Annotated in this window: 20 protein-coding genes; 7 read left to right on the top strand and 13 right to left on the bottom strand. The window is 56.9% G+C overall.

The window, feature by feature from the left end; genetic code table 11:
• Window positions 1-7 precede the first annotated feature (7 nt).
• The 3 genes from AAF465_06525 to AAF465_06515 form a co-directional block, all read right to left on the bottom strand.
• On the bottom strand, window positions 8-1,264 hold the full coding sequence (locus AAF465_06525) for a hypothetical protein (GenBank protein MEM7082371.1): 1,257 nt from the start codon (window positions 1,262-1,264) through the stop codon (window positions 8-10).
• Window positions 1,265-1,347: 83 nt separating this feature from the next.
• Window positions 1,348-1,830, bottom strand: coding sequence for a hypothetical protein (locus AAF465_06520; protein ID MEM7082370.1), 483 nt, complete (start codon window positions 1,828-1,830; stop codon window positions 1,348-1,350).
• 20 nt (window positions 1,831-1,850) lie between these two features.
• Window positions 1,851-2,864 carry a hypothetical protein gene (locus AAF465_06515; protein ID MEM7082369.1) on the bottom strand — a complete coding sequence of 338 codons (1,014 nt, stop codon included), beginning with the start codon at window positions 2,862-2,864 and terminating at the stop codon, window positions 1,851-1,853.
• Window positions 2,865-3,208: 344 nt separating this feature from the next.
• Between AAF465_06515 and AAF465_06510 the strand changes: the two genes are divergently transcribed.
• Window positions 3,209-3,790 (top strand): phasin family protein, encoded by a 582-nt coding sequence (locus AAF465_06510; GenBank protein MEM7082368.1) that lies wholly within the window; start codon window positions 3,209-3,211, stop codon window positions 3,788-3,790.
• A gap of 158 nt (window positions 3,791-3,948) precedes the next feature.
• Window positions 3,949-5,688 (top strand): phosphoenolpyruvate carboxykinase (GTP), encoded by a 1,740-nt coding sequence (locus AAF465_06505; GenBank protein MEM7082367.1) that lies wholly within the window; start codon window positions 3,949-3,951, stop codon window positions 5,686-5,688.
• A gap of 133 nt (window positions 5,689-5,821) precedes the next feature.
• On the opposite strand, the gene AAF465_06500 is transcribed toward AAF465_06505, so the two are convergent.
• From AAF465_06500 to AAF465_06470, 7 genes are all read right to left on the bottom strand, one after another.
• Entirely contained in the window at window positions 5,822-6,718 is an 897-nt protein-coding gene (locus AAF465_06500) for an adenylate/guanylate cyclase domain-containing protein (protein MEM7082366.1), read from the bottom strand.
• Between the two features lie 215 nt (window positions 6,719-6,933).
• Window positions 6,934-7,776 (bottom strand): class I SAM-dependent methyltransferase, encoded by an 843-nt coding sequence (locus AAF465_06495; GenBank protein ID MEM7082365.1) that lies wholly within the window; start codon window positions 7,774-7,776, stop codon window positions 6,934-6,936.
• Window positions 7,777-7,836: 60 nt separating this feature from the next.
• A complete protein-coding gene (gene dusA / locus AAF465_06490; GenBank protein ID MEM7082364.1) occupies window positions 7,837-8,880 on the bottom strand; it encodes a tRNA dihydrouridine(20/20a) synthase DusA in 1,044 nt (347 codons plus the stop codon).
• 24 nt (window positions 8,881-8,904) lie between these two features.
• Window positions 8,905-9,714 (bottom strand): thioesterase family protein, encoded by an 810-nt coding sequence (locus AAF465_06485; GenBank protein MEM7082363.1) that lies wholly within the window; start codon window positions 9,712-9,714, stop codon window positions 8,905-8,907.
• 49 nt (window positions 9,715-9,763) lie between these two features.
• Window positions 9,764-10,906, bottom strand: a complete 1,143-nt coding sequence (locus AAF465_06480) for a carboxylate-amine ligase (protein ID MEM7082362.1) — start codon at window positions 10,904-10,906, stop codon at window positions 9,764-9,766.
• Between the two features lie 123 nt (window positions 10,907-11,029).
• The gene (locus AAF465_06475; GenBank protein ID MEM7082361.1) at window positions 11,030-11,836 is read right to left on the bottom strand and encodes an N-formylglutamate amidohydrolase; all 807 of its coding nucleotides are present in this window, start codon (window positions 11,834-11,836) and stop codon (window positions 11,030-11,032) included.
• Window positions 11,837-11,974: 138 nt separating this feature from the next.
• Window positions 11,975-13,729 carry an EAL domain-containing protein gene (locus AAF465_06470; GenBank protein ID MEM7082360.1) on the bottom strand — a complete coding sequence of 585 codons (1,755 nt, stop codon included), beginning with the start codon at window positions 13,727-13,729 and terminating at the stop codon, window positions 11,975-11,977.
• Between the two features lie 400 nt (window positions 13,730-14,129).
• On the opposite strand from AAF465_06470, the gene AAF465_06465 reads away from it, so the two are divergent.
• Entirely contained in the window at window positions 14,130-14,780 is a 651-nt protein-coding gene (locus tag AAF465_06465; GenBank protein ID MEM7082359.1) for a hypothetical protein, read from the top strand.
• A gap of 72 nt (window positions 14,781-14,852) precedes the next feature.
• On the opposite strand, the gene typA is transcribed toward AAF465_06465, so the two are convergent.
• From typA to AAF465_06450, 3 genes are all read right to left on the bottom strand, one after another.
• Complete coding sequence (typA, locus tag AAF465_06460) at window positions 14,853-16,709, bottom strand: translational GTPase TypA (protein ID MEM7082358.1); 1,857 nt, start codon at window positions 16,707-16,709, stop codon at window positions 14,853-14,855.
• 105 nt (window positions 16,710-16,814) lie between these two features.
• Complete coding sequence (locus tag AAF465_06455; protein MEM7082357.1) at window positions 16,815-17,384, bottom strand: hypothetical protein; 570 nt, start codon at window positions 17,382-17,384, stop codon at window positions 16,815-16,817.
• A 4-nt stretch (window positions 17,385-17,388) separates the two neighbouring features.
• Window positions 17,389-18,990, bottom strand: a complete 1,602-nt coding sequence (locus AAF465_06450) for a hypothetical protein (GenBank protein MEM7082356.1) — start codon at window positions 18,988-18,990, stop codon at window positions 17,389-17,391.
• Between the two features lie 148 nt (window positions 18,991-19,138).
• Between AAF465_06450 and AAF465_06445 the strand changes: the two genes are divergently transcribed.
• The 4 genes from AAF465_06445 (at window position 19,139) to AAF465_06430 (ending at window position 23,257) form a co-directional block, all read left to right on the top strand.
• A complete protein-coding gene (locus AAF465_06445) occupies window positions 19,139-20,128 on the top strand; it encodes a serine/threonine protein kinase (protein ID MEM7082355.1) in 990 nt (329 codons plus the stop codon).
• Window positions 20,129-20,195: 67 nt separating this feature from the next.
• A complete protein-coding gene (gene galE, locus AAF465_06440) occupies window positions 20,196-21,194 on the top strand; it encodes a UDP-glucose 4-epimerase GalE (GenBank protein MEM7082354.1) in 999 nt (332 codons plus the stop codon).
• Window positions 21,195-21,199: 5 nt separating this feature from the next.
• Window positions 21,200-22,645, top strand: coding sequence for an ATP-binding protein (locus tag AAF465_06435; GenBank protein MEM7082353.1), 1,446 nt, complete (start codon window positions 21,200-21,202; stop codon window positions 22,643-22,645).
• 9 nt (window positions 22,646-22,654) lie between these two features.
• Window positions 22,655-23,257 carry a hypothetical protein gene (locus AAF465_06430; protein MEM7082352.1) on the top strand — a complete coding sequence of 201 codons (603 nt, stop codon included), beginning with the start codon at window positions 22,655-22,657 and terminating at the stop codon, window positions 23,255-23,257.
• The last annotated feature ends 2 nt before the right edge of the window (window positions 23,258-23,259 follow it).

Genomic DNA, 23,259 nt, shown 5'->3' with positions numbered 1-23,259 from the left:
TTTCGGGTTACTGAATCTCTACCCGGAAACGCACTTCTGCGCTATCGCCGGCTGCCAGGCTGGCGACGGTCACCGACAGCACATTGGCAACAAACTGGCCAACATCGGCGTCGGATGCCGCGGTCAGGTTGGTGACGGTGGGGACACCGCCGACAATTGAGGTGAGTTCGATGTCATTGCCGCCAAATTGGCCTGCAATGAAGTCGATGGCTTCGGTGCCACCGCCGCCGACAATTTCCGCCGACAGATCATCACCGATGCTCACCGATGTGGCCGACGCCGATCCAGCGGCATTCGCAACAGTGATGGTGTACTCGATGATGCCGCCCGGAATCGCTTTCGGATTGGCGCCGCCTGGACAAGCGGTTCCCGGGAAGCCCGGACAGGTAAATGGATCGGCAATCACCGCAGACGTCTTATTAATCGACAACTGGGGCGCGCCCACCAGATACGCATCTTCGGCCGACGATATACCATCGCGATCTCCGTCACCGCCGTTGTTGGCATTGTCTTCGTCAGCGAACACATCCTGCACCGTATTGGGATCATCCGCGGTGCCGGAGTCATCGGTCGTGATGTCCGCACCTTGACCCGCTGCGCCACCCTCGGCGACCTGTGCATTGAGCACGTACGCCGCGATGTCGCCGTTCGTCTGTGCGATCGGGATATCCGACACGATGAAGACGACGACAGAGCTGGAGTTACCACCCGGGTTGCCCACGTAGTCCAACTCATCCACAAAGGTTGCCGTATCGACCGCCGGATCGTAAACACCGTTACCGTCCGCGTCGACAAACACATTAACGTTTGTGGCGTCGAAGTTATCGGCTCCGCCAAACGGATCAAATGTGGTCGCTTGCGCCGTCAGTGAAAAGTCTTGGATCTCGTTACCTTCGTTGGTCAACGTGAACGCCAACACCGCGCCCGTGCTGCCAGCACCCTGAGACAGGCCAGGACCTACCGTGGTGGTCGTGGCGCTATTGTAAGTGGTGCTAAGCTCGGTCACCGATGAATCAAGCTTACGATCAACGACAAACGTCGTCGCACTAATGCCGTTAATCGGGTTGCCGTCGTTATCACTCAAAATTTGCGTTTGACTGACGCCGCCGACCTGGTAATCCAGGGTCGCCTGGTTCGAGACAGTCTGTCCCGCCGCCGTGCCACCTGGATCGGTGCCGGCGCTCATTGCATAAGGAGCCAACGCCAACAAAGCCGACAACAACGTCAGCTTGAGGCCGTAGGTTCCGGTTACTCGATGGTTCATCACAACTTCACTCCTAAACTCTCACCGTCCGTCGCGTCGTGCGACTTGGGTGACTAACAACAACAGGCGAATCCCCCAAAGGCTTACTTCAGTTGCGCTTTAAACTGGGCGTAGCCTTGCGCGCCCGGTTCAAGCGAACTGTTGAACAGCCACTGGATGTGCGTGTATTCGGTCGGCGACGCCACGCGTGCGGTGCCGTTGTCCTCGATCATCACGGCATTCGCCGCAGCAAACGTCTGCCCGCCATCGGCTGAGAACGAAATGGTTGTGCCCGGCCCGAAGGCAGAGCTTTCGATGTAGCGCATTTGCGCGGGTATGGGGTCGACGATCTTGATGCCGTCCGCCCGCTGTGTGCCTTGATTCGCGAAGGTGATGGTGTATACCACCTGATCGCCTGGAATCACCGTGGTAACAGGCACTAGGCGCGATCGCTCAACACCGTCTGCATCCACGTAGCGCTCTTCTTTCTCTGCTGCCGTGTTGACGCTGATCGGCTGAGATTCAGCCATGACATTGGTCGCCACAGTCGCGAGCGTGAATAAAACTAACGTTCTAACGAGGTTCATAACGTTTCCCCCAAAGTGGATTAATCAATAACAACGATAAATTCGACGACCTGCGGACCGTCCGCCGCCGCCAGATCGCCCAGTGCAACCGAAATACCGGGCACGCCTGCATCGAACTCACCCACGTCACCGTCGGCGGCGTCCGTGAGATTGGCGCCATTCAGAGTGATTGACGCCGGTAAAAAAGTGGTATTCGTCGGAATTGGGTCGTCGACGACGACACCCACCGCCGTGCCTGTGCCGGTTACGGTGGTGGTGATCTGATAGGTGATCTGAGCGCCCGGCACCGGTGTGGTGCCACCGAACGGATCGCTAACGGTGGCGCTCTTGGCGACAGCGACACTGATCGTTTCGATGATGTACTCACCGACATCGTTGTCTTCACCTTCGGTCGAGCCCGTCATGGCATCCACGCCGCCATCGCCGGCTCCGGCAAACACAGTGCCTGCCGCGCCTGTACCGGTTGTCGAGGTGGCCGTAAGCTGCGTTTGACCAAGATTGGTGTCCAGCAATCCAGCCGGAATGTCGTTGGCCAGCAATACCGTAATCACTTCATCCGGGGCTAAGACCGGGTCATTCGTGCCGGGGTTGTATGGCGTGTCACCCGGTGAGAGGTCACCGCTGTTGTCGGTATCAAAAAACAGTGCATTGGGTGCTGACAGCACAGGATCGAAGTCATCCCCCGCGAGCGTACTCAGTCCGGCGAGCGTAAACGTTTCCGTGCCATTACCCGTATTCGTCACCGTAAAAACGATCGCCTGATTCGTGTCTCCCGGTGCAACCGGCAGCTGGGGACTTTGCAGCGTGACATCCACGTCGATGATCTCCGCCACCGTCACAACAACCGGTGGTGAATCGGCGGTAACCGGTGTGCCGTTGAGCTCGTAGCTCACGCTGGCCGTGTTGGAGATATCCGTTCCCGCGACCGTGCCAACGGCGAGGGCCGCCGGACTCAAGGCAACGGTGACAACGAGAATCGTGGAGGCCAGCCAGGCAAAAAGGCCTGTTCGTGGCTCGGATACGAGTGGTGACATGTCCTCATCCTTACGTGTGTGCCGCTCAAAACGGCCGTGATCGCAAGCGGAGAGCCCCATTGGCGCGGGGATTCGCCGCAATTCGAAGATCGGTGACCAGTAAAAGTCTGATTTCGACGTTCGGGATGATAAGTAAAAACCCCTATTTGACCTGTGAGAACGGTCACAGAACGCGTCAAATATTTGACGGAATACTGTGATAATTCATGAAGATGGGACGAAAAGATCGGTCGATACGAGGAAAACGTGACACCGATCACAGATGGGTATTGACACACTGCACCATTGTGTTATTCTGCATCGCAACATATTGCACTGCACTATACATCCTCAAGGAGATCGTTATGAACCCCATCGTTGAAAACATTGTTCAGCCTGTCGTGGATCGCTCGCTGAATCTGGCCGCTCTGGGTATTAAGAACAGCCGCCGCTTGGCCTCTACTGGCTCAAACCTGATCGGCGCCAGCACCTCAACCGTTGCGTTTGCGTCGGACAAAGTGCTGAAGCTGAACAAAATCACGCACAAGTCGGTCGCCAAGCTCGTCAGCGAGCAAGCTGACATGCTCGAAGGTACGCTGACCGCTGCGGCGAAGCGCCTTGACGTAGCGGCTAACGCCGAGAGCCTGCAGGACCTGTGGGCCGATCAAATCGACCTGATGCCGAAAAGCCGTCAGCGTCTGACGCGCGACGCCAAGAAAGTACTCAACGTGCTCGTTGACACACGCGAAGACCTGTCTGGACTGGTATCGGAAACCGTGACTGAATTTGGTAACCGCGGCGAAACCGTGGCGAAGAAAGCCACTAAGGCCAAGGCGAAAGTGGTGAAAAAAGCGCGCAAAAAGACCGCGACGGTCAAAAAAGCAGCGAAGAAAACCGCCACACGCGCTCGCAAAACGGCTAAGAAAACCACCTCGCGTAAGCGCTAAGGTAGCGGCATACCGACGCTTTTCTCTCTCGAGCGTATGGTCAAGCCAATTCAAACGCCCTCGAAATGAGGGCGTTTTTTTTTGCATTTAGTGACTCGTGAAACTACCTGCGTATAATCTCCCCCCAACCTTTAAGAGCCGGCGGCAGGAACAGACTTATGACAACTAATCAGGCGCTAAAACAATGGGTTGATGAGTGCGCGGCACTCACGCGTCCGGATCAGATTCACTGGTGCACAGGCGACGATGCCGAGAACCAGATGCTGACGGACCTGATGCTCAACAATGGCAGCTTGTCGAAACTCAACGAAACATCCTTTCCAAATTGCTATCTTCACCTGTCCGACCAACAAGACGTCGCCCGCGTTGAACATCTCACATTTATCTGCACACCCGAAGAGGCGGATGCCGGGCCGAATAATCACTGGATGGCGCCATTGGACGGTCACGCCAAAATGGACGCACTATTCGACGGGTGCATGGCGGGCCGCACGCTTTATGTGATCCCCTATTGCATGGGCCCAATCGACTCGCCTCTGTCACGATGCGGCGTCGAAATTACCGACAGCCCCTACGTTGTGGCCAACATGCGCATCATGACGAGAATGGGCAGCGACGCGCTGGCACGCATTGAACGCGACGGCACCTTCGTGAAGGGCCTGCACTCCACCGGTGAACTCGACCCCGATCGTCGTTTCATCATGCATTTTCCTGACGAATTGAGCATCAAAAGCTACGGATCAGGCTATGGCGGTAATGCGCTGCTGGGCAAAAAATGTCATGCACTTCGTATCGCCAGCTACCAAGCTCGACAGGAAGGCTGGCTCGCCGAGCACATGCTAATTCTCGGCATGGAAAGTCCTGAAGGCGAAACCCATTACATCGCTGCGGCGTTTCCGTCGGCCTGTGGGAAAACCAATCTGGCGATGATGGTGCCCCCCGAAACGCAAGCAGGTTGGAAGATATGGACGGTTGGCGATGATATCGCGTGGCTGCATATGGGTGATGACGGTCGACTCTACGCGATTAATCCCGAAGCGGGATACTTTGGGGTAGTGCCGGGCACGAGCCCTAAAACGAACCCACACGCGTTCGACATGATTCAAAAGGACACGATTTTCACCAACGTCGCGGTGACGGCCGACAACGAGCCGTGGTGGGAAGGTCGACCAAACACCACGCCCGTGACCAACTGGAAAGGCGCGGCGATCAATGGTGATCAATCACCGGCGGCGCACCCCAATTCACGCTTTACGGTGAGCGCGCGCAACAACCCGGCCTATTCGCCGATGACCGACGATCCTCAGGGCGTGCCGATTTCAGCCATTGTATTCGGTGGTCGTCGTCGTGAAACCGCACCGCTTGTGTATCAGGCGAAAAACTGGGAACACGGCGTGCTAGTGGGCGCCGGGGTGGCTTCTGAAACCACCGCCGCCGCAACCGGCGCTGTGGGCGTTGTCCGCCGCGATCCGATGGCCATGAAACCCTTCTGCGGTTACAACTTTGCCGACTACTGGAATCACTGGCTGAGCCTCAGCGAGCGGTCCGACAACTTACCAAAGATGTTCCATGTCAATTGGTTCCGACAAGATGCGGACGACAATTTTCTGTGGCCTGGGTTTGGCGAAAACCTCCGCGTCTTGCGCTGGATAGTCGGGCGCTGCAAGAACGAGGCTGACGGTGTCGAAACGCCCATCGGCTTTCTCCCAACCGAAGCGAGCCTCGATACCGATGGCCTCGACATCGAGCCGGACGTCCTAGCTGAGCTTTTGTCAATCGATGCAGGAAAATGGCGGGACGAGATGACGGCGATTGGCGAATACCTCGACAGTTATGGCGATCGCCTGCCCGACGCACTGCGCGCCAAGCAACAGGCAATTCTGGCAGAGCTTGGGTAGCCCAATCGAGTGACCTGGGCTGACCTTCTCGTTTGGGAGTCGGTGGCCCAGTGGTCCCACAGCCAGCATGAGACTGGGCTGACGACGGCACGATCAGAGGGTGGAACGACAACGCGCCGCGCGATCGGGCGCACTAGTCCTCGTACGTAAAGTGGATCGCTTGTGGCGAACCCGGCAACGGCACGCGGCCAAGTCCAATTGCCCCTTCTCCCGACAACTGTAAGCTGTCACGGCGCACGAAGCTTTCCTCGCCGTCACTCTTTTTGACGCATGTGCCGTTCGTACTTTCGTCGTACAGCACGAAGCGTCCACGCACAAATTCGATGCGCGCGTGCAGACGGGAGATCAGTGTGTCCTTGACCACGATATCGCTGTCTTCCGCCCGCCCGATACTGACAAACGGGTGCCCGTGATCCACAACGACCTCTTGGCCGCGATAGGTCAGCCGCAAACGCTGATTGCGCACATCCGTCGCCTGACTCCAGTTGATCGTCGGCAGCATGCGGGTATTGTCCTCGCGCTGCCACAGGACTTCGAATAGCGCGATTTCGTCCTTTACCCCTTTGACGATGGTGAGGTCAATTTGCCGCGTCCACGACTGCCATTCGGACGACATTTTGCCCACGGCCACCGCTGTGGTGATGATCTGTGCCGCCTTGGCCTGATTGGTCATGCGACTGGCGGTGTGCACAGCACCCCCGAATACATCACCGTCCTCCAGCATAACGGGGCCATAATGAAACCCGACTCGAATGGCGACCGGTACATCGTCAACGCTCAGATCATCGCTGATCATCTGCTGCATCTGCGCCGCCGCTTCGACCGCATCGCCCACCGAGTCGAAGGTGCTCATGACCTCATCGCCCATGGTTTTGATCACGCTGCCACCATGATTCTCAGTCGCGCGTGTCATTCGATCAATGCAGTCTTGCACCGTTTCCCGCGCGCGTGCGTCACCCATGAGCTCATAGAGCTTGGTGCTGCCCACAACATCGGCAAACAAAATTGCAAGTTCAGCGTGACTGACCATCGTACTCCGTTGCACTGATGGGCAAGCGGGCCAAAACACCCGGGATTTTTGCCCGACTCGGACCACCCATCAAGCGACGGGCAGCATTACCATTAAGGTTAAGTATAACGACAATAGCGCTCGGACGGTAACGCCAACAACGGGGTATCGCCCCTCAACGGTCTGCCGACCAGGCTTGCGCCTGGGCAATCGATGGGTCTCAGGGGATCAGGCGATTATTTCTCAGCGACAATATAAGCAATCCAGGCCGGATCCGGCTCGCCTCGCTCCGCGGGCTCGAAATCGCCCTCTTCATCATTGTCATCATCATCGTCTTGCTGCCAGTAAACGGTCGATTTCGAAAAACCGGCCTCTTCAAGCAGTTCGCGAATTTCGGGCAACATCCAAAAGCGCCAGTGATAGCTGAATGCGCGTTTTAGGCGGGAACCGTCCGGAAACTCAAAATGGATGTAACACTGCATGGCATGACTGATCGGATCAAACGAGCCCTGCTCCCAAATATAGGTGAAATTGTCGTGCTCGGTTTCTTCTTCCATTTCATCATGGGCCTCAGAACCACCGAACGCATCAAGAATAAACAGTCCATCGTCTTTGAGATTGGCGCGGGCCTTTTCGAAATAATGACGCAGCGTTGCGCGCGTGTCGAAAATCCAATAGCTGAAATTAAACGCCACAAGCAGATCAACCGGATCGAGCTCCGCCGACAGCACGTTGTCTTCGATCAGTTTCACACGCGACTGCTGCTCCGCATCGAGTTTACTCACATGGCGATTGCGTCCCCACTCAAGCACTTCTTGATCAAAGTCGACGGCCTGCGCCGTGTGATTGGGATTGTCTTTAACCCATTCGCACGCCGCCGCGGCCGTGCCACAAAAATCTTCGCGCAGCGACGCCGCAGGTCGACCCCGAACCGTGCGAAACGTATCACGGAGAAACTCAACCTCCGTTTCAACACTTTGTACAGACTGCTCATATAGGTCGTGCCGATCTGCCAAATCAGCCAGTGGCGGCAGGCCTTTTTTCTTGCGCTCTTTGTGAAGTTTCTTGGGCTTTGCCATGCGTTGCAGTTCCTCGTAATACTGGGTCGCGATTAAAAGATGCTACTTATACGTGATTAATTAAGGAGGGTCCACTCTCTCCAGCGCCTGCTCAAGGATGTCAATTCCCGCGCCCGCGTGATGACTGTTTTCGCTCAAATAACGTCGCCAGGCGCGCGCTCCAGGTTGACCGGCAAACAAGCCCAATAAATGCCGGGTCATAGCATGCAACCGTACACCTCGAGTGAGCTGTTTTTCCGCATAGGGTAAAAAGGCGCGCACAATGTCGGCCCGCGTTGCACGGTCGCTCAGGCCCTGCGCCTTGCCCACTTGGGCCAACAGCCACGGGTTTTGGTAAGCCGCTCGCCCCAGCATCACACCGGTAAACACGTGGGCGAAACGTTGCACGTCGACAAGCTCGGTAATCCCTCCGTTCAACACAATCGGCAGAGTGGGAAACGCATCTTGCATACGCACTACCCGCTGATAGTTGAGCGGAGGAATTTCACGGTTTTGCTTTGGCGAGAGCCCTGAGAGCAGGGCAATACGCGCGTGAACGATGAGACCATCGGTAGGCGCCCGCATTAAGTGCTCGATAAACGCGCGCAGAAATGTGTCGCTGTCCAAATCGTCAATCCCGATCCGAGTCTTGACCGTAACCGGTATGTCCACCGCCTGCTTCATCGCCGTAACACACGCGGCAACACGCTCGGGCTGCGCCATTAAGCACGCACCAAATGCGCCTGTCTGCACACGATCGCTCGGGCACCCGACATTCAGATTGATTTCATCGTAACCATAATCGGCACAAATGCGCGCCGCCTCGGCGAGCAGCGTTGGTTCATTTCCACCCAGTTGTACGGCTACCGGATGCTCCGCCGGATCAAACCCCAGCAAATACTCACGGTCGCCTTTGATCACAGCATTCGCATGGATCATTTCGGTAAACAACCGGACGCGGGGATGCAAAAGGCGATGAAAATATCGGCAGTGGCGGTCGGTCCAGTCCATCATCGGCGCGACGCTGAGTTCAAATGTGGGCCACTCAGTCTTGCTTTGCTCGTCGACCGTTACCACCGTTTGTCGCCTAACGGTTCGTGACGCATCGACACCTCTTTCGGCCATCAATGACACTCATCAGCCCACCCATCATGAACTCGCATCAAGCGCATAGTAGAAAAGTTGCTCACTTGTCGCGATCAACTCACCATCCGCCGTCCACACGCGTAGGTTCTGATCAAAAAAACCGCGCTCCGCTTTGTTGCCAAATGCTTCGACTAGCAAGAACCCATGGCCCATTTGCGCGAGCTGTTCATGATCAACATGAAACTGAATGTTCATGGACAGCGACGCGGCGTTGAAGACCTCGCTGGTTCGAAAAAACAGTCTCGGGAAACACGCATCGCACAACGACACTAGCGACTCAAAGGTCACCGCTTCCTCATGCCGCAACCGAACCCAGAACACCGAGTTGAGCGAGCCGCTATCGGAACCGGGTGGCGCCGTCACGAACCGGCTGTCATAGGTCGTGGTCCAGGGTATACCGGGAACCTCCGTCGTCGAGAGCGACGTTGGATCCGGCGCATCCGGCCGCACCGTTTCGATCACTCGCCGTGTTGGACGGTGCTGCGCTAGCGCAATTTGCGCGCTCAAGGTACACCGACCTCCCTGCCTCAACTCGCAGCGCCAAAATGCGGTGCGCTTGTTCTCGCGCACCCGTGTCGGCACGACTTGCACCGTACCGGCGTCGATGCGTCCCGCAAAATGTATCGACATCGAAATCGGCACGAGGGGGTGTTGGCACTCAGTGAGCACCGCTCGCAGGGCGACCGCTGCTGACCAACCGCCAAAAGGGCTGACGATCGTCCAAAAGTGCGGATGGGTATCGACCTCATACACGCTATCACCCGTGCGTCGAAGCGCAATGGCTTCTAACAACGAAAAGGTATTCTCACTCATGTACACCGCCTGATGGTTATTATTTGGCGCGGGCGTCGATTCACTCTTGTCATGCGTTGGCGGTACTGCCTTTTCGCGTTTCGACAATCAGATGATCCACGACGCGTTGAAGCGCCTCGCTGCGCTCCGCGCCCTCATCAATCGCCGCCTTAAACACCTCGCGCTGTTGTCGAGCGCTGTTGCCGCGCTCGATGATGCGCCGCGCATGCAACACTTCATCTAGGCAGCCGAGCTCCTCCGCATCGTCTCGAATCAAACTAAAAATCTCCTCAAACAACGCATCGTAAGGCACGAGTTTACCGCGGCCGAAATCGATCAGTCCTTGCTCCGTACCGTACCGCATGGCCCGCCAGCGGTTTTCGGCGACAAGCATCGGCGCATATTGGCGCCAACGCATGTTGTCGCGTCGAAGGCGATACAGCATGCTCATGATCGACTGCGACAGGGCAGCGATCGTCAAGGCATCATCGATCCGCGTACACACATCGGTGACGCGCATCTCCAGCGTCGAATATCGGGCACTTGGTCGAACGTCCCACCACAGTTTGGTGGCGTCTTCCATCACACCCGATTCAACAAGAATATCCAAATGACGCTGGTATTCTTTGTAACTTGAAAATTTCTCCGGCAAACGGGTTCGCGGCATGCCGTCAAACACCGTCAAGCGATACGACTGCAACCCAGAATCATCGCCTGCCCAAAAGGGCGATGAACAGCTCAAAGCCAGCAGATGCGGCAAGAAGTAGGCGAACTGATTCATTAGATCGATACGCATTTCATCATCATCGATTCCAACATGCACATGCATGCCACAGATCAACAGACGACGGGCCGAGGCCTGCATGTCGCGATCGAGATCGTGATATCGAGCGTGGTCGGTGCGTTTTTGCACGTGCCAACTCGCAAACGGATGCGTCGACGCAGCGATGGGTGCCAGATTGTATCGGTCGCCGATCGAGGCGATGCAGCCGCGTAATGCGCCCAGTTCTTCGCGCGCTTCGGTGACGTTTTGACACACTTTTGTGCCAACCTCGATCTGCGCGCGCAAAAACTCTGGTGTGATTTGCCCCGGACGCGCCTCTTGGCAGGCTTCGAGCATTTCTTCCGGTGGCTCGGTGGCTACATCTCGCGTGGATTTATCGACCAGTAGATACTCTTCCTCTACGCCGATCGTGAACGGTGGTTTGCTGATCATAAGGCTCCCCCATCGATGCCTGATTCAGACGACTGATTGTCTGGCGTAGTGGTCATTACCCACTCGACAGCCCGCCTGCGCGCGCTGCATACGCCTTGCGTCATACGGCTAGGCGGCTCATCAAAGACGTTTTTTGAACAGCGTGGTATCCGTTTCGAGCGCCCGAAAAAACGGGACAAGCCGGTCGGCCCATGCACTAACGCCGTCCTCACTATTGAGCGTGTCCTGTCGTATTTCGATCGATACACACGGCAGGCGTCGCCCCTCGCCATGGTGATCGATTGTATAGTCTGCCATATGTTTGCCCGAGTAAGGCTCATTGTCACCCACACAGAGCGATGGGAACCCCTGCAAATAGTCCTTGAGACGATCGGCGATGCGAGGATCTTGGTCCCAAAGCACGCCGACATGCCAGGGCCGCTGCACACCCGTTTCAAGTTTTGGCGTGAACGAGTGAATCGCCACGACGGCCGGCCCCGGACAGTCCTGCTCTAGGCAGTCGAGGGCGTCTGTGATCGCGGCGTGGTAGGGCACGTAGATTTCGTCGTAGCGCGCCTGACGGTGAACGGGTGTGAGATCATGATTGCCTGGGACAGTCACGTCGTCGCTCACCAGCGGCATGTAGGTCGGGTCTTCAATACGACGATTGCAATCGATCACAAGCCGCGAGTAATTACACAGAACGGCCATGAAATTGAGCTGTTCACACAGACGCTCGGTCAGCGCCGCCGAACCCTTATCAAACGCAATGTGCCGCCCCAGTTCGTGCGGACCTAGACCGAGATCATTGAGCGACGGTGGAATCACGTTACTAGCGTGATCGCAGACAAAGAGCACGGGGCGCCGGGAATCCGGATTGAGCGTGCGCGAAGCCGGCGGGTCGTTGGCGCGTAGCACTGTGTCGCTGTGCCGGACAGAAGAATCCATGGGTGTGTCGTGTGCTCCAGAAGAGGCGCTGCTGACGGCCTCGCGAGGGGGCGAATCGCCCCAAAGCGTCTAAGAATACGCGTATTCAGCCACGCATTAAAGCCAGACTAAGGCGACCGGGTTTGGACGGGTTGTGCGTTACGCCAGCGCGGAGTTTCGGTACGTCGTCACACCATTGAAACTACTACGATTTCGTACAGGCCGCGGTCGGGCGAAGTAAAAGCCTTGAGCGAAATCCACACCGATCGATATCAGCGCATCGAGCAGCGCCTGATTTTCGACCCGTTCCGCGACGGTGCGAATGCCCATCGCTTTGCCCACACGCGTGATCGCATCCACGACGGCCGCATCCGAGGGGGACGTCAGAATGTCGGCAACGAAATCGCCGTCAATCTTGAGCAGGTCGACCGGCAGTTCCTTGAGGTACGCAAACGATGACAAGCCACTGCCAAAATCATCGAGCGAGAACTCGCAGCCTCGCGCCTTCATCCGATGCATAAATTGCGCTACTTGGGCCATATTGGTGATGGTTGCCGTCTCGGTAATCTCAAAGCACAGTGTGCCGGGCGCTAGCGAATGCTCGTCAAATAGTGCTTCGAGATGATCCATAAAGCCGCCATCGCTCAACGACGTGCCGGACAGATTGAGCGACAGCTTGTATCGGGGACCGCAGTCGGCGCAATCGGGACGCCAAACCAAGTGCTTGAGCACATGTGACACCATCCAGGCGTCGACGCGAGGCATCAGATTGTAGCGTTCGGCAGCAGAGATAAAATACTGCGGGACAATCACTTGCCCAAAGCGATCGGTGAGGCGCACCAAAAGCTCATAGTGCGGGATGTCATTGTCGGTTTCGGATCCAATATTCACGATGGGCTGCGAGTAAACGACCAACCGCTCCTCGTCAAGCGCCCGCGAAATACGTGCCACCCACTGCATTTCAACATGCCGATTGGGCACTTTGTCATCGTGGTACACGTGCAGCCGATTTCGGCCCATGTCCTTGGCGGTAAAGCACGCCACATCTGCGGCGCTTAACACCGCCGCCGCATCATCCGCAGGCTCTATCGCAATAATGCCGATACTCACCGTGTGACGATGAATGCGTTCGCGCCATGAGAAGTTCATAGCGGCGACGCTTTCACACAGTTCACCGGCCAGTTCTTTCGCCTGTTCCTCATTACAACCATGGAGCAAGACACCAAACTCATCACCGCCGAGCCGCGCCAGCACATCACTGTTGCGCACGCGTTTTTGCAATAGCTGGGTAAGCTGAAGCAGGTAATGATCACCGGCCGCATGGCCGCAAGTATCGTTAATAATCTTGAATTGATCGAGATCAAGATAGAGCAGGGCATGCTCTTCAGTTGTCGCAATATTGTCTGAAAACAGGTCACTTAGTTTTTGCTCAAAAGCCTTGCGATTGAGCAGCCCAGTGAGGGCATCGTGCGTACTTTGATGGTCCAAGCGAGCCTGGAGACCCTTTTCCTCGCTGCGATCTTTGAGGACCAAAACCTTGCCGGTAATGGTGCCGTCTTGATTGATCACGGGCGAAACATTCGCGTCGATACACTTAATATCACCGGTACGCGTCGTCATCGTACAGCGACCGAAATCCATTTGCGTTGGACCGTCACTCAAGAGGTTGTCCAACGTGAGCCCCTCCGCGTCATCGTGCAACGACACTACCGCGTCAACAGGCTGATTCGTGGCTTCATCCAATCCCCAACCTGATAGGGCTTCCGCCGCTGGGTTGAGAAATTCAACGGTACCGCGGGCGCTCACCACCACTACTCCGTCGCTCACAGCCTGTAACGCCGTGCGCGAACCAAAGTGCGGTGCGGGTCGCCGAGTGGCCTGATTGACCGGTTTATCCTTGATGTTCTGGGTCACGACGCGTCCATTCCTGGCTATCAGGGAAAGTACGGATGGGAAAAATATCCCAACCTGAGGTCCCGACCATACGAAATCCAAGGCCGACGGACTGTGACCGTGTGCACGTTTTGACCGGCTCCGTTTTAACAATAATTGGCTCTGAGGCTCGCTCGCCGCCGACCGTTACACAGGCTGCGCGAAACACCCGCTCGCGCACTGAGCGGCGGCATGCGACAACCCACCTGACTCAGATGTAACCGAGCGCCGCACACCCCGAATGGCGCGTTGCTGACCGCATGCGGCCAATCTGCGAGGCGGACCGGCCACGCCAGGCGAAAAATGGGGAGGAAACTACCGACGTAACAGACGGTCTATAAAGATGTGTTACCTTTGGCGTAGAGACTGACGGAGAATGAAGTTGAGCGTAGCCCCTGCCCTTCGCGCCCTCGCGGCGCTGCTAGTCACCGCCTTGGCGAGCGGCTGTGTCACCGAGCCGTGGAAAAACCCGGAGAATTTGCCACCTGAGGCGATGATCGACGATGGTATCGATCATTACTCCGCGCAATCCGACGAAACCAGCCTATTTGGTAGTGGCAACAGCCAATGGGATGAAGACGAAGACGGTAATCGGGTCTATTTACTCAATCGCCTTGATCGAAATGGCGGGCCGGACGCTTACTACATCGGCGACATCCGCTACCTCTACGTCAATGATACGACTTACGGCCAAAACGGCAGAGGCTATGGATCGTCACCGGTACTCGTCTCGACCTATGGCTCACCGCTTCACAGTCAAACGCTCCGCGGCAGCCGTGATAACACGTACTTCCAAACGCGACGGGGTCGCGTCGTGTACCTACCTCAAAACCAACCGCCGCCGCCAGCGAATCAATCCGATTCATCGGGGAACAACACAGGCGGTGGTGCTCAAAGCAGCGGACAGAGCACAGCGCCGCCCAGTCCTCGTCCCGCGGCACCGCCTCGCTCGACACGCCGGCATACTGCGCCGCCAGCACCGGCGCCCACCCGCACTCAACGGACCAACGAACCGCGTCGCACCGAACGCTAAGCCGACGCGGTGCACGATGCTCAGTGCGGCATCACCATCCAACCGACTCAGCGTGCGGCGCGCGATGGCGCGTTAATTCGGATTGGCGTTTTGCTCGGCCGCTTTGCTCAACGCTTTTTTCTCTCGCGACGCGCGTTTGCGCTCATGTTCTTTGAGAAAGCGCTTGCGAATCCGAATGTAGTTCGGCGTGATTTCGACTAGCTCGTCGTCATCGATGAACTCCAACGCCTGCTCAAGAGAAAACAACACGGGAGGTGTGAGAATGATCTTCTCGTCTCGTCCGGCGGCACGAATATTGGTCAACTGCTTGCCTTTTAACGGATTGACTGGCAAATCGTTATCCCGACTGTTTTGCCCAACCACTTGGCCCTCGTAGACCTCGTCGCCAGGCTTCACAAACATTCGTCCACGCTCTTGGAGATTAAACAGCGCAAAAGCGAGCACTTTGCCCTGCGCATTAGACACCAGCGCGCCAGCCTGTCGCTGCGCAACCGCTTGGGTCAGCGCGGGGCGATACTCATCGAACACGTGATACATCAGACCATTGCCCGAGGTTAGCGTACGAAAGAGTGTTTGAAACCCGATGAGGCCGCGCGACGTAATGGTGTAGTCGAGACGGACTCGACCTTTGCCGTCGGGCATCATGTCCATGAGCTGGCCACCCCGCTCGCCGAGGGCCTCCATGACCGCGCCCTGATCCGAATCCTCAATGTCGACGGTCATTCGCTCGAACGGCTCATGACGCACACCGTCTATCTCTTTAAAGATCACTTCGGGACGCGACACCGCCATCTCAAAGCCCTCGCGCCGCATGGTCTCGAGCAAAATAGACAAATGCAGTTCACCCCGACCCGACACACGAAATCGCTCTGGGTCATCGGTATCCTCGACGCGCAAAGCCACATTGTGCAGCGTTTCGCGCAGCAGGCGGTCGCGAATTTGCCGGCTGGTGACGAACTTGCCATCGCGCCCAGCAAACGGTGAATTGTTGGTCTCGAACATCACGCTGATCGTCGGCTCATCGACCGCGAGCATCGGCAATGCTTCCGGCGCATCCGGATGGCACAACGTCTCCGAAATATGGGGCCGAGCGATGCCGGCAAGCGCGACAATATCGCCCGCCGAGGCATTCTCCACCTCAACTCGCTGCAAGCCGTTGAAGCCAAGAATCTGCGAAATTTTTTCGCGACGCACCTGACCGTCGGTATCGACCACACGGATGCTCTGATTGCGCGCAACGCTCCCGCGATAAATTCGGCCAATCGCGATCGCACCCAGGTAACTGGAATAATCCAAAGACGTAACCTGCATCTGAAAGGGACCATCGAGATCAACATCCGGTGGCGGACAGTGTTCGACCACCGCACTGAACACCGCATCCATATTGGCGTGTTGCGTGTCGGGTGCCATACCCGATGTCCCGTTAAGAGCTGAGGTATAGACGATTGGAAAATCGAGCTGCTCATCGCTGGCATCCAGACGGTCGAATAATTCAAACACTTGGTCGATCACCCAATCTGGGCGACTACCAGGTCGATCGACCTTGTTGACGATCACGATCGGGTTGAGACCATGATCGAACGCCTTGCGCGTCACAAAGCGCGTCTGCGGCATCGGGCCATCAACCGCATCGACCACCAGCAGCACCGAGTCAACCATACTGAGTACGCGCTCTACCTCGCCGCCAAAATCAGCGTGACCGGGCGTATCCACAATGTTGATTCGATAGTCGGTCCAGCTGATCGCGGTATTCTTTGACAGAATCGTAATGCCGCGTTCTTTTTCAAGATCATTGGAATCCATCGCACGACTGGGCACTTCGTCACGCTCTCCGAGCGTGCCCGACATTTTAAGTAACTGATCAACAAGCGTGGTCTTGCCGTGATCGACATGGGCAATGATGGCGACATTGCGAAGAAAGACTGACATGGAGGAGCCCTGGTTAACACTAAGTCGGGCGGATTATACAGAGTGCGACCCCGACCAGGTAGGCCGATTCACACCGCGCCAAGCCTTCGCTCTCAACCCGTGGTTTTAGCGCCCCAGAGACGACCGCGCCGGCAGTAAAATTAGGCGCTCACCCTGCGCCTCGGTCACTCCGTCAGCCGTGTCGTGCGACCGCTTCTTTGGGGCAGCGGCCGCATCCGTCAGTTGCTCGGCGCCGACCGTTACGGGCACCGCATACACGCTCAGAGTGTCGTGCCCGTCGACGCTCGCAGACGCCAATACCGTAAGATAGTGTCGTCCGTCGTGCTGAGCGACGACATCAAAAAACACGGTGTACGTCTCCCCGGGAGTCAGCGTCGACCGATAATGCGTGGCTGACTGCGTCAACATCAAGCCGGCATCCGTATGCGCCTCGAGGTGTACACCGGTTACCGCGGTTGACGACTGGATCGACACCGCGATGCGTTGAGGCTGCCCCGCCGTCAGTTGATAGCGCGCATGCCGCACAAAATGCAATTTGGATAACGGTTTGGCTGGCACCCGTTGCGTCTCATGCCCGCGCGGGTCCAGTGATTCGACCGTGTGAGCCTGAGCAAGTCCAATGAATGCCAGCCAATACAACACGGCGAGGACGCTGTTTTTTGCCTGCCACTTCATCGCACTATTCAACCTCCACACTCAAACTAAAACAGACATCTCCGTACGGATCGTCCGTGATGTTACGGTAATCATAGACTTCGAGAACATAGTCGCCGGGCGTAAAGATTCGTCGAAGCACTTCCTCACCCACACCGGCGGTGAGCGCGGACTGAACGATTCCGATGCGATGCAGGACCATATCCGGATCCGCATCCGCCGGACCCTCTGCGCGAATCCGCGTCGTTCGAAAGGCCTGCTCGTCGCGGACGGTGAAACGCAAAAACCGACGATTGCCGAGTTTATTGCCAACCCCAAACGCACTATCACCGGCCAGCGTACACACTTCGATACTCGAGCCGTCGAATGGCAACGTCAGATACATCGGCAACACACCGCGTTCGCGTCGCGCGTTGTTCCACTCACCCAGACCATAGGCGTCAGAATTCTGTGTGTGAATGCGCTGAACCGCCGCCATCTGATCGATCGAATCGGCAAACGCTGGTTGCGCGCGCTTCAGTGCATCCAGATACGCATGCACCGTGACAAAGGCTGTTTGGCTGCGCAGCGGTCCGGTCAAGGCTTCAAACAATGGCGCAAACCCTAAGGCAAGCGAGTCACCCTCATCATCGCGCGCGTCGTACAAATCATACAGCAACGCCTGTACCGAGCCTTCGTTATACCAGCCGGGATTGCGCAGCTGATTGTCCTCAATATTGATGCTCGCACCGGCGGCTTGCCGAAAGCCAAGCGCATCCACATACTGAGCGTCACCCAGAATAATGGCCGCGAAGGCGCTGGCCAGGCCTTCACTGAACGCGACCCGCGGATCGAGACGATCATCTATCGAATGATTACCCCCCAAGCTATCTGATCGCCCGAAGTGATGATGCAGATAGTGGGTAAATTCGTGAACGATAATGTGCTCATCGTATTCATCGGTATCGGCATTGGCCGCACCGAGCAGATAGATCTCACTGCTGCCCGCCGCACGGAAGAAGCTACCGCCGATTTCCCCGTCACTGACCACGCCAAGCGTCGGTCGATTTTGTGGACTCCAGTTCAACTCGAGCGCTGGAAACTCCGTCATACCACGAACTCGCAGCACGTTTTGTACGGCACCGTAGATGGTGTCGAGCACAGCAAACGGCGCGGCGGCTCGTGGCTGCGTGTAGTCGCTCCCGGTCCAACCGCTGGCCGCCTCTAAGTCGACGGTCATCCGCGCACCGCGCGCGGTGAAGATTTCTGAGGTCAGCGCATACAGTGCGTCCCCGCGCACGTTATCCACCACCCGAAAATCCCATGCTGGCATACCGCTTTTGATTGACTCGGCCTTAACGCGAATCGACACTTGGCGATCGGACTCAATTTCAAAGGCGAAGTCACCCGTGTCGCTCGTTGACGTGGCCTCGATCGTTTGCCCGTCGGCCACCAACTCAACGCGTGCACCGCGTATCGGCAGACTGAACGACGCGCTGTAGGCCAGACCATTATTGTAGGCATCGTGCGGCACACGCTCATAACTGGCTTTACCGCTGATGACGGTCGTCGATGGCAGGCTAGGCGCCGGGATCTGGGGACTCAATGTCTGCTGGTCACTGCCGCCGCAGCTCGCGAGCGCGAGCACGCCACTGATCGCTGCGCAACGCGCAGCGAGGTAAAGCGTCCGGTGAGCAATAACAAATTCCAACGTATTCCAACCTCGGGAAACTCTGGAGACATTATTCTATACTTCGGCGACTCGAGCAGGTTACATTTTCCATATTATGCACGTCATGCCGCAAAACGACTCGTTTAATCAGCTTCTGCCCGACGATATTGTTAACTGTCTCGATGCGGTGGGCTGGTCTTGCGATGGACGCATCCAGGCGCTGGCGAGTTATGAGAATCGGGTGTATCAAATCGGCCTCACCGATTCCGCCACACCAGTGGTAGCGAAATTCTATCGACCTGGCCGATGGACCGATGATCAAATCCTCGAAGAGTTTTCGTTTACTGACGCGCTGTCGGAGTTGGAATTACCGGTTCTGACCCCGCTGCGTTCGCCTGAAGGTGCCGTGTTGTGTCACCACGAGCGCTTCCGCTTTGCCGTGTATCCACACGCGCGCGGACACGCGCCCTACCTGGACGATGTCGATGCGCTCACGCAAATCGGCCGCCTCATCGCTCGCATTCACAATGTTGGCAGTCAACGGGCATTTGCGCACCGAGAGACCCTTGAATTTGAACATCGCGCGGTCGAGTCTGCGCGCTTTTTGCTGGATGGCGGATGGATTCCAGACGATCTGCGCGACGCCTACGAAGCCATCGCCGAAGATCTACTCAGCGCGATTGATGATCAGTTGGACCACGCCGCGCTCGACGGGGGTCGACTGCATGGTGACATGCATGTCGGTAATCTGCTGTGGCAAAGCGGCACACCGGCCGTGTTGGACTTTGACGACGCCTGCAATGGGCCGGCCATCCAGGACCTCTGGATGTTCCTCAGCGGCCATGCCGGTGAAATGCAGCGTAATTTGGATGCGCTGGCCGAAGGCTACACGCTATTTCGTCCGTTCCCGTCTGGCAGCTTGGACCAAGTGGAGGCGCTCCGCGCGATGCGCATTCTCTACCACTCAGCTTGGCTCGCTCGCCGCTGGTCTGATCCGGCCTTTCCGCGGGCCTTTCCGTGGTTTAATACGCAGAAGTACTGGCAAGAGCAAATACTGACGCTGAAGGAACAACTCGCCCTGCTGCGCGACCCCCCGACGCTACGCGTAAGATGAGAAGCCGGTCACATAGGAATGGCCAGATTCGCCTGATACTATCAGGCTGATCAGAAAAAGGATGACGATGAGTAACACAATTCTGGTTACCGGCGGCGCCGGTTATATCGGTAGTCACGTAGTGCGCCAACTCGGCGATACCGGCGCCAAAGTGATTGTGCTTGACAACTTGAGTACGGGTTTTGCTGATGCGGTACTGAACGGGGAGTTGGTGGTCGGCGATACCGGCGATCAAGCACTTGTCGCGCGCCTATTGAGCGAGCACCAGATCAAATCGGTCATGCATTTTGCCGCCCATACAATCGTCCCCGAGTCAGTGGCCAACCCACTCAAGTATTACCGAAATAACACATCCAACACTCGGAACTTACTCGAGTGTTGCCGCGACGCGGGTGTTGAGCATTTTATATTCTCTTCAACGGCGGCGGTCTACGGCGAACCCAATGAGGCGCTCATCGATGAACAATCGCCGACGGCACCGATTAACGCCTACGGCACCTCCAAACTGATGAGCGAAGTGATGCTGCGCGACCTGTCTGCCGTTGAACCGTTGCGCCACGTCATTCTGCGTTATTTCAATGTAGCGGGCGCCGACCCAGGCGGTCGTCTTGGTCAGTCCACAGCAAAAGCCACGCTCCTCACCAAGGTTGCGTGTGAAGTCGCGGTGGGTACGCGTTCCCATGTGTCGATCTTCGGTACGGATTACGACACACCGGATGGGACGGGTGTGCGTGATTATATCCATGTCGAAGACCTGGCGGCCGCCCACTTGCGTGCACTTGACTACTTGCGCGATGGTGGCGCATCACTCACGGCGAACTGCGGCTACGGGCACGGTTACAGCGTGCGCGAAGTGATCGACATGGTGCAAAAGGTGCATGGACAACCACTCAAGACCGTCGAAGAACCGCGACGCGCGGGCGACCCTCCGGCACTTGTCGCCAAGGCGGATGTGGCCCGCACGGTGCTAGGCTGGGAACCCAGACACGATGATCTTGAAACCATTGCGCGCACGGCGCTTAACTGGGAACACAAGCTCCACAAAAAACGACAGACCGCGACCTGACCCACATGCGAATCCCGCGTCCCAAGTCACTCAATGGACTGCTGGTACTCGGCTTCGTGCTCGTATCCTTGCCATTGATCTTGGCGATCGTGCGCGCCGCGACGCAGCTCAATGAGTTTGCGACCGAGTCCGAGGCGCTGGTTATTCAGGGTGTGCAGGACACCGATCAAAATCAATCGTTGCGCAAAGAGCTCAGCTCAATGGAACGAAGCGCACGGGTTTATCAAGTGATCGGCGAAGTCGAGCTGCTCGCAACCTATGAAGAGCGGCTAGACAAAGTGCGCGCAACACTCGACCAAATTGCGACCGACAGCGCCGACGCGACACGCAACGAGCAAATTCGCGCGCTTCAGCGCCGTCTTAGCGCCTTTGACACAACGATACGCAGCGCCGAACGCGATTCCACCGAAGTAAACAACGCGCTGAACAATCTTTCCGAGTTGCGCGACATGGTTGACGACATGTCGCGCGACAGTAATCGCTTTATTGACTCCGGTCTCAGCGAACTACGTGAAAGCGCGCGCGAGGTGCAGCGACAGCTCGCAATTCAAACCGCGCTACTCGTCCCCTTCACACTGATTGTCGTGGTGATTTTTACCGGCCTACTTGCCCGACCGCTGCGGCAAATCGATACCGCCATCAGCACACTGGGTGATGGTCAGTTTTCTAGCCCCATCGAAGTGTCGGGACCCGAAGACCTCGAAGCCCTCGGTCGCCAGCTCGAGTGGCTACGTGAGCGCCTGCAAGAACAAGAACGTGAAAAAGACAAGTTTCTCCGCCACATGTCTCACGAGCTGAAAACACCGCTGGCCAACATTCGCGAGGGCACGGAGCTGCTCATCGATGGCGCCGTCGGCGACCTAAAACCGGCTCAAATTGAAGTCACCGACATCTTGCGTGAGAACAGTCTTAGCCTGCAAAAGCTGATCGAGAACTTGCTGAGCTTCAGTGCTTGGCAATCGCAGCTATCCGATTTGCATCTGGAGGAGTTCGAACTGGCGCCACTGATCCAGTCGGTTGTCGACCAACAACGGCTCACACTCGCGTCTCGTCACCTGAAGGTCAAAGGCAAGCTTGCGTCGCTGACGGTGCTGGCCGACGCCGCCAAACTCCGCATGGTGGTCGATAATCTGTTAACCAATGCCATAAAATTCAGTCCTGACGGCGGTATTATTCGCTTGATTACCCGGGCTTCGGGCGACGGTTACGTGATCGAGATCAGCGACGAGGGACCCGGTGTGCCGGCCACTGAGCAGGCCCGGATCTTTGAACCGTTCTACCAAGGTTCGACAGCACAGGCCGGACATGTGAAGGGCACCGGAATCGGCCTGTCGGTGGTGCTGGAGTGCATCAATGCACATGGCGGTAAAATCAGTATGATTGATAGCAAACGAGGCGCCCATTTTCAGATCAGCCTGCCCAAAATACCCGTGACGGCAACAGGGAGTTAATGGCCACCTATGACACTCGCGCGAATTCTGTTTTTTGTAGTGGTGCTGGCGACCGTTCAAGGCTGCACCGGCCTTAGCGCGTGGCGAAAGCCCGCTATCGACAACAACGCGCGACAACTCAGTCTGCTCGACAGCCATTTGCAGCTGATGCGCGATGTCACGTCCGGGAACTATCAAGAACAACTCGATCTGTACGATTTTGTCGTCCGCCAACGTGAACTGGATGCCACGACACAGCATCGCCTGAGAGAGGCATTGGTTCTGATCACCTCGGGGCACCCAAACTCCGATCGCGGCAAAGGCTACTCGGCACTTACACGGTTGCTCGACACCGCAAACGATCTAACCGAACTCGAACGGCATCTTGCCGCTGTGGTCCTGAATGAAACCGAAAACGCGATGATACTCGAAGCACAAAACGCGGAACTCTCTACCGATCTGTCTAATTCGCAATCCGTCGCGACGCGTGGCTCATCCGACCGACGCAACCTCGGTCAGGCGCGCCGCGCGCTGGAAGCGGCGCAACAGGAAATCGACGCCCTCGAATCTGAACTCGCCGAGGCCCGCGCAAAACTCGAGGCCATAAAGCAGATCGAGGTGACTTCCGAGTAATG

It is taken from the genome of Pseudomonadota bacterium (assembly GCA_039028935.1).
Lineage (GTDB): Bacteria > Pseudomonadota > Gammaproteobacteria > Steroidobacterales > SZUA-146 > SZUA-146.
This window is presented reverse-complemented; position numbering and strand designations above follow the sequence as displayed.

Bases quoted from the DNA above. Each gene is read 5' to 3' on its own strand.
- typA (MEM7082358.1), bottom strand. From the start codon at position 16,709: ATGTCAGTCTTTCTTCGCAATGTCGCCATCATTGCCCATGTCGATCAC.
- AAF465_06510 (MEM7082368.1), top strand. From the start codon at position 3,209: ATGAACCCCATCGTTGAAAACATTGTTCAGCCTGTCGTGGATCGCTCG.
- AAF465_06520 (MEM7082370.1), bottom strand. From the start codon at position 1,830: ATGAACCTCGTTAGAACGTTAGTTTTATTCACGCTCGCGACTGTGGCG.
- AAF465_06500 (MEM7082366.1), bottom strand. From the start codon at position 6,718: ATGGTCAGTCACGCTGAACTTGCAATTTTGTTTGCCGATGTTGTGGGC.
- AAF465_06485 (MEM7082363.1), bottom strand. From the start codon at position 9,714: ATGAGTGAGAATACCTTTTCGTTGTTAGAAGCCATTGCGCTTCGACGC.
- AAF465_06445 (MEM7082355.1), top strand. From the start codon at position 19,139: ATGCCGCAAAACGACTCGTTTAATCAGCTTCTGCCCGACGATATTGTT.
- dusA (MEM7082364.1), bottom strand. From the start codon at position 8,880: ATGGCCGAAAGAGGTGTCGATGCGTCACGAACCGTTAGGCGACAAACG.
- AAF465_06435 (MEM7082353.1), top strand. From the start codon at position 21,200: ATGCGAATCCCGCGTCCCAAGTCACTCAATGGACTGCTGGTACTCGGC.
- AAF465_06525 (MEM7082371.1), bottom strand. From the start codon at position 1,264: ATGAACCATCGAGTAACCGGAACCTACGGCCTCAAGCTGACGTTGTTG.
- AAF465_06515 (MEM7082369.1), bottom strand. From the start codon at position 2,864: ATGTCACCACTCGTATCCGAGCCACGAACAGGCCTTTTTGCCTGGCTG.
- AAF465_06475 (MEM7082361.1), bottom strand. From the start codon at position 11,836: ATGGATTCTTCTGTCCGGCACAGCGACACAGTGCTACGCGCCAACGAC.
- galE (MEM7082354.1), top strand. From the start codon at position 20,196: ATGAGTAACACAATTCTGGTTACCGGCGGCGCCGGTTATATCGGTAGT.
- AAF465_06455 (MEM7082357.1), bottom strand. From the start codon at position 17,384: ATGAAGTGGCAGGCAAAAAACAGCGTCCTCGCCGTGTTGTATTGGCTG.
- AAF465_06430 (MEM7082352.1), top strand. From the start codon at position 22,655: ATGACACTCGCGCGAATTCTGTTTTTTGTAGTGGTGCTGGCGACCGTT.
- AAF465_06495 (MEM7082365.1), bottom strand. From the start codon at position 7,776: ATGGCAAAGCCCAAGAAACTTCACAAAGAGCGCAAGAAAAAAGGCCTG.
- AAF465_06505 (MEM7082367.1), top strand. From the start codon at position 3,949: ATGACAACTAATCAGGCGCTAAAACAATGGGTTGATGAGTGCGCGGCA.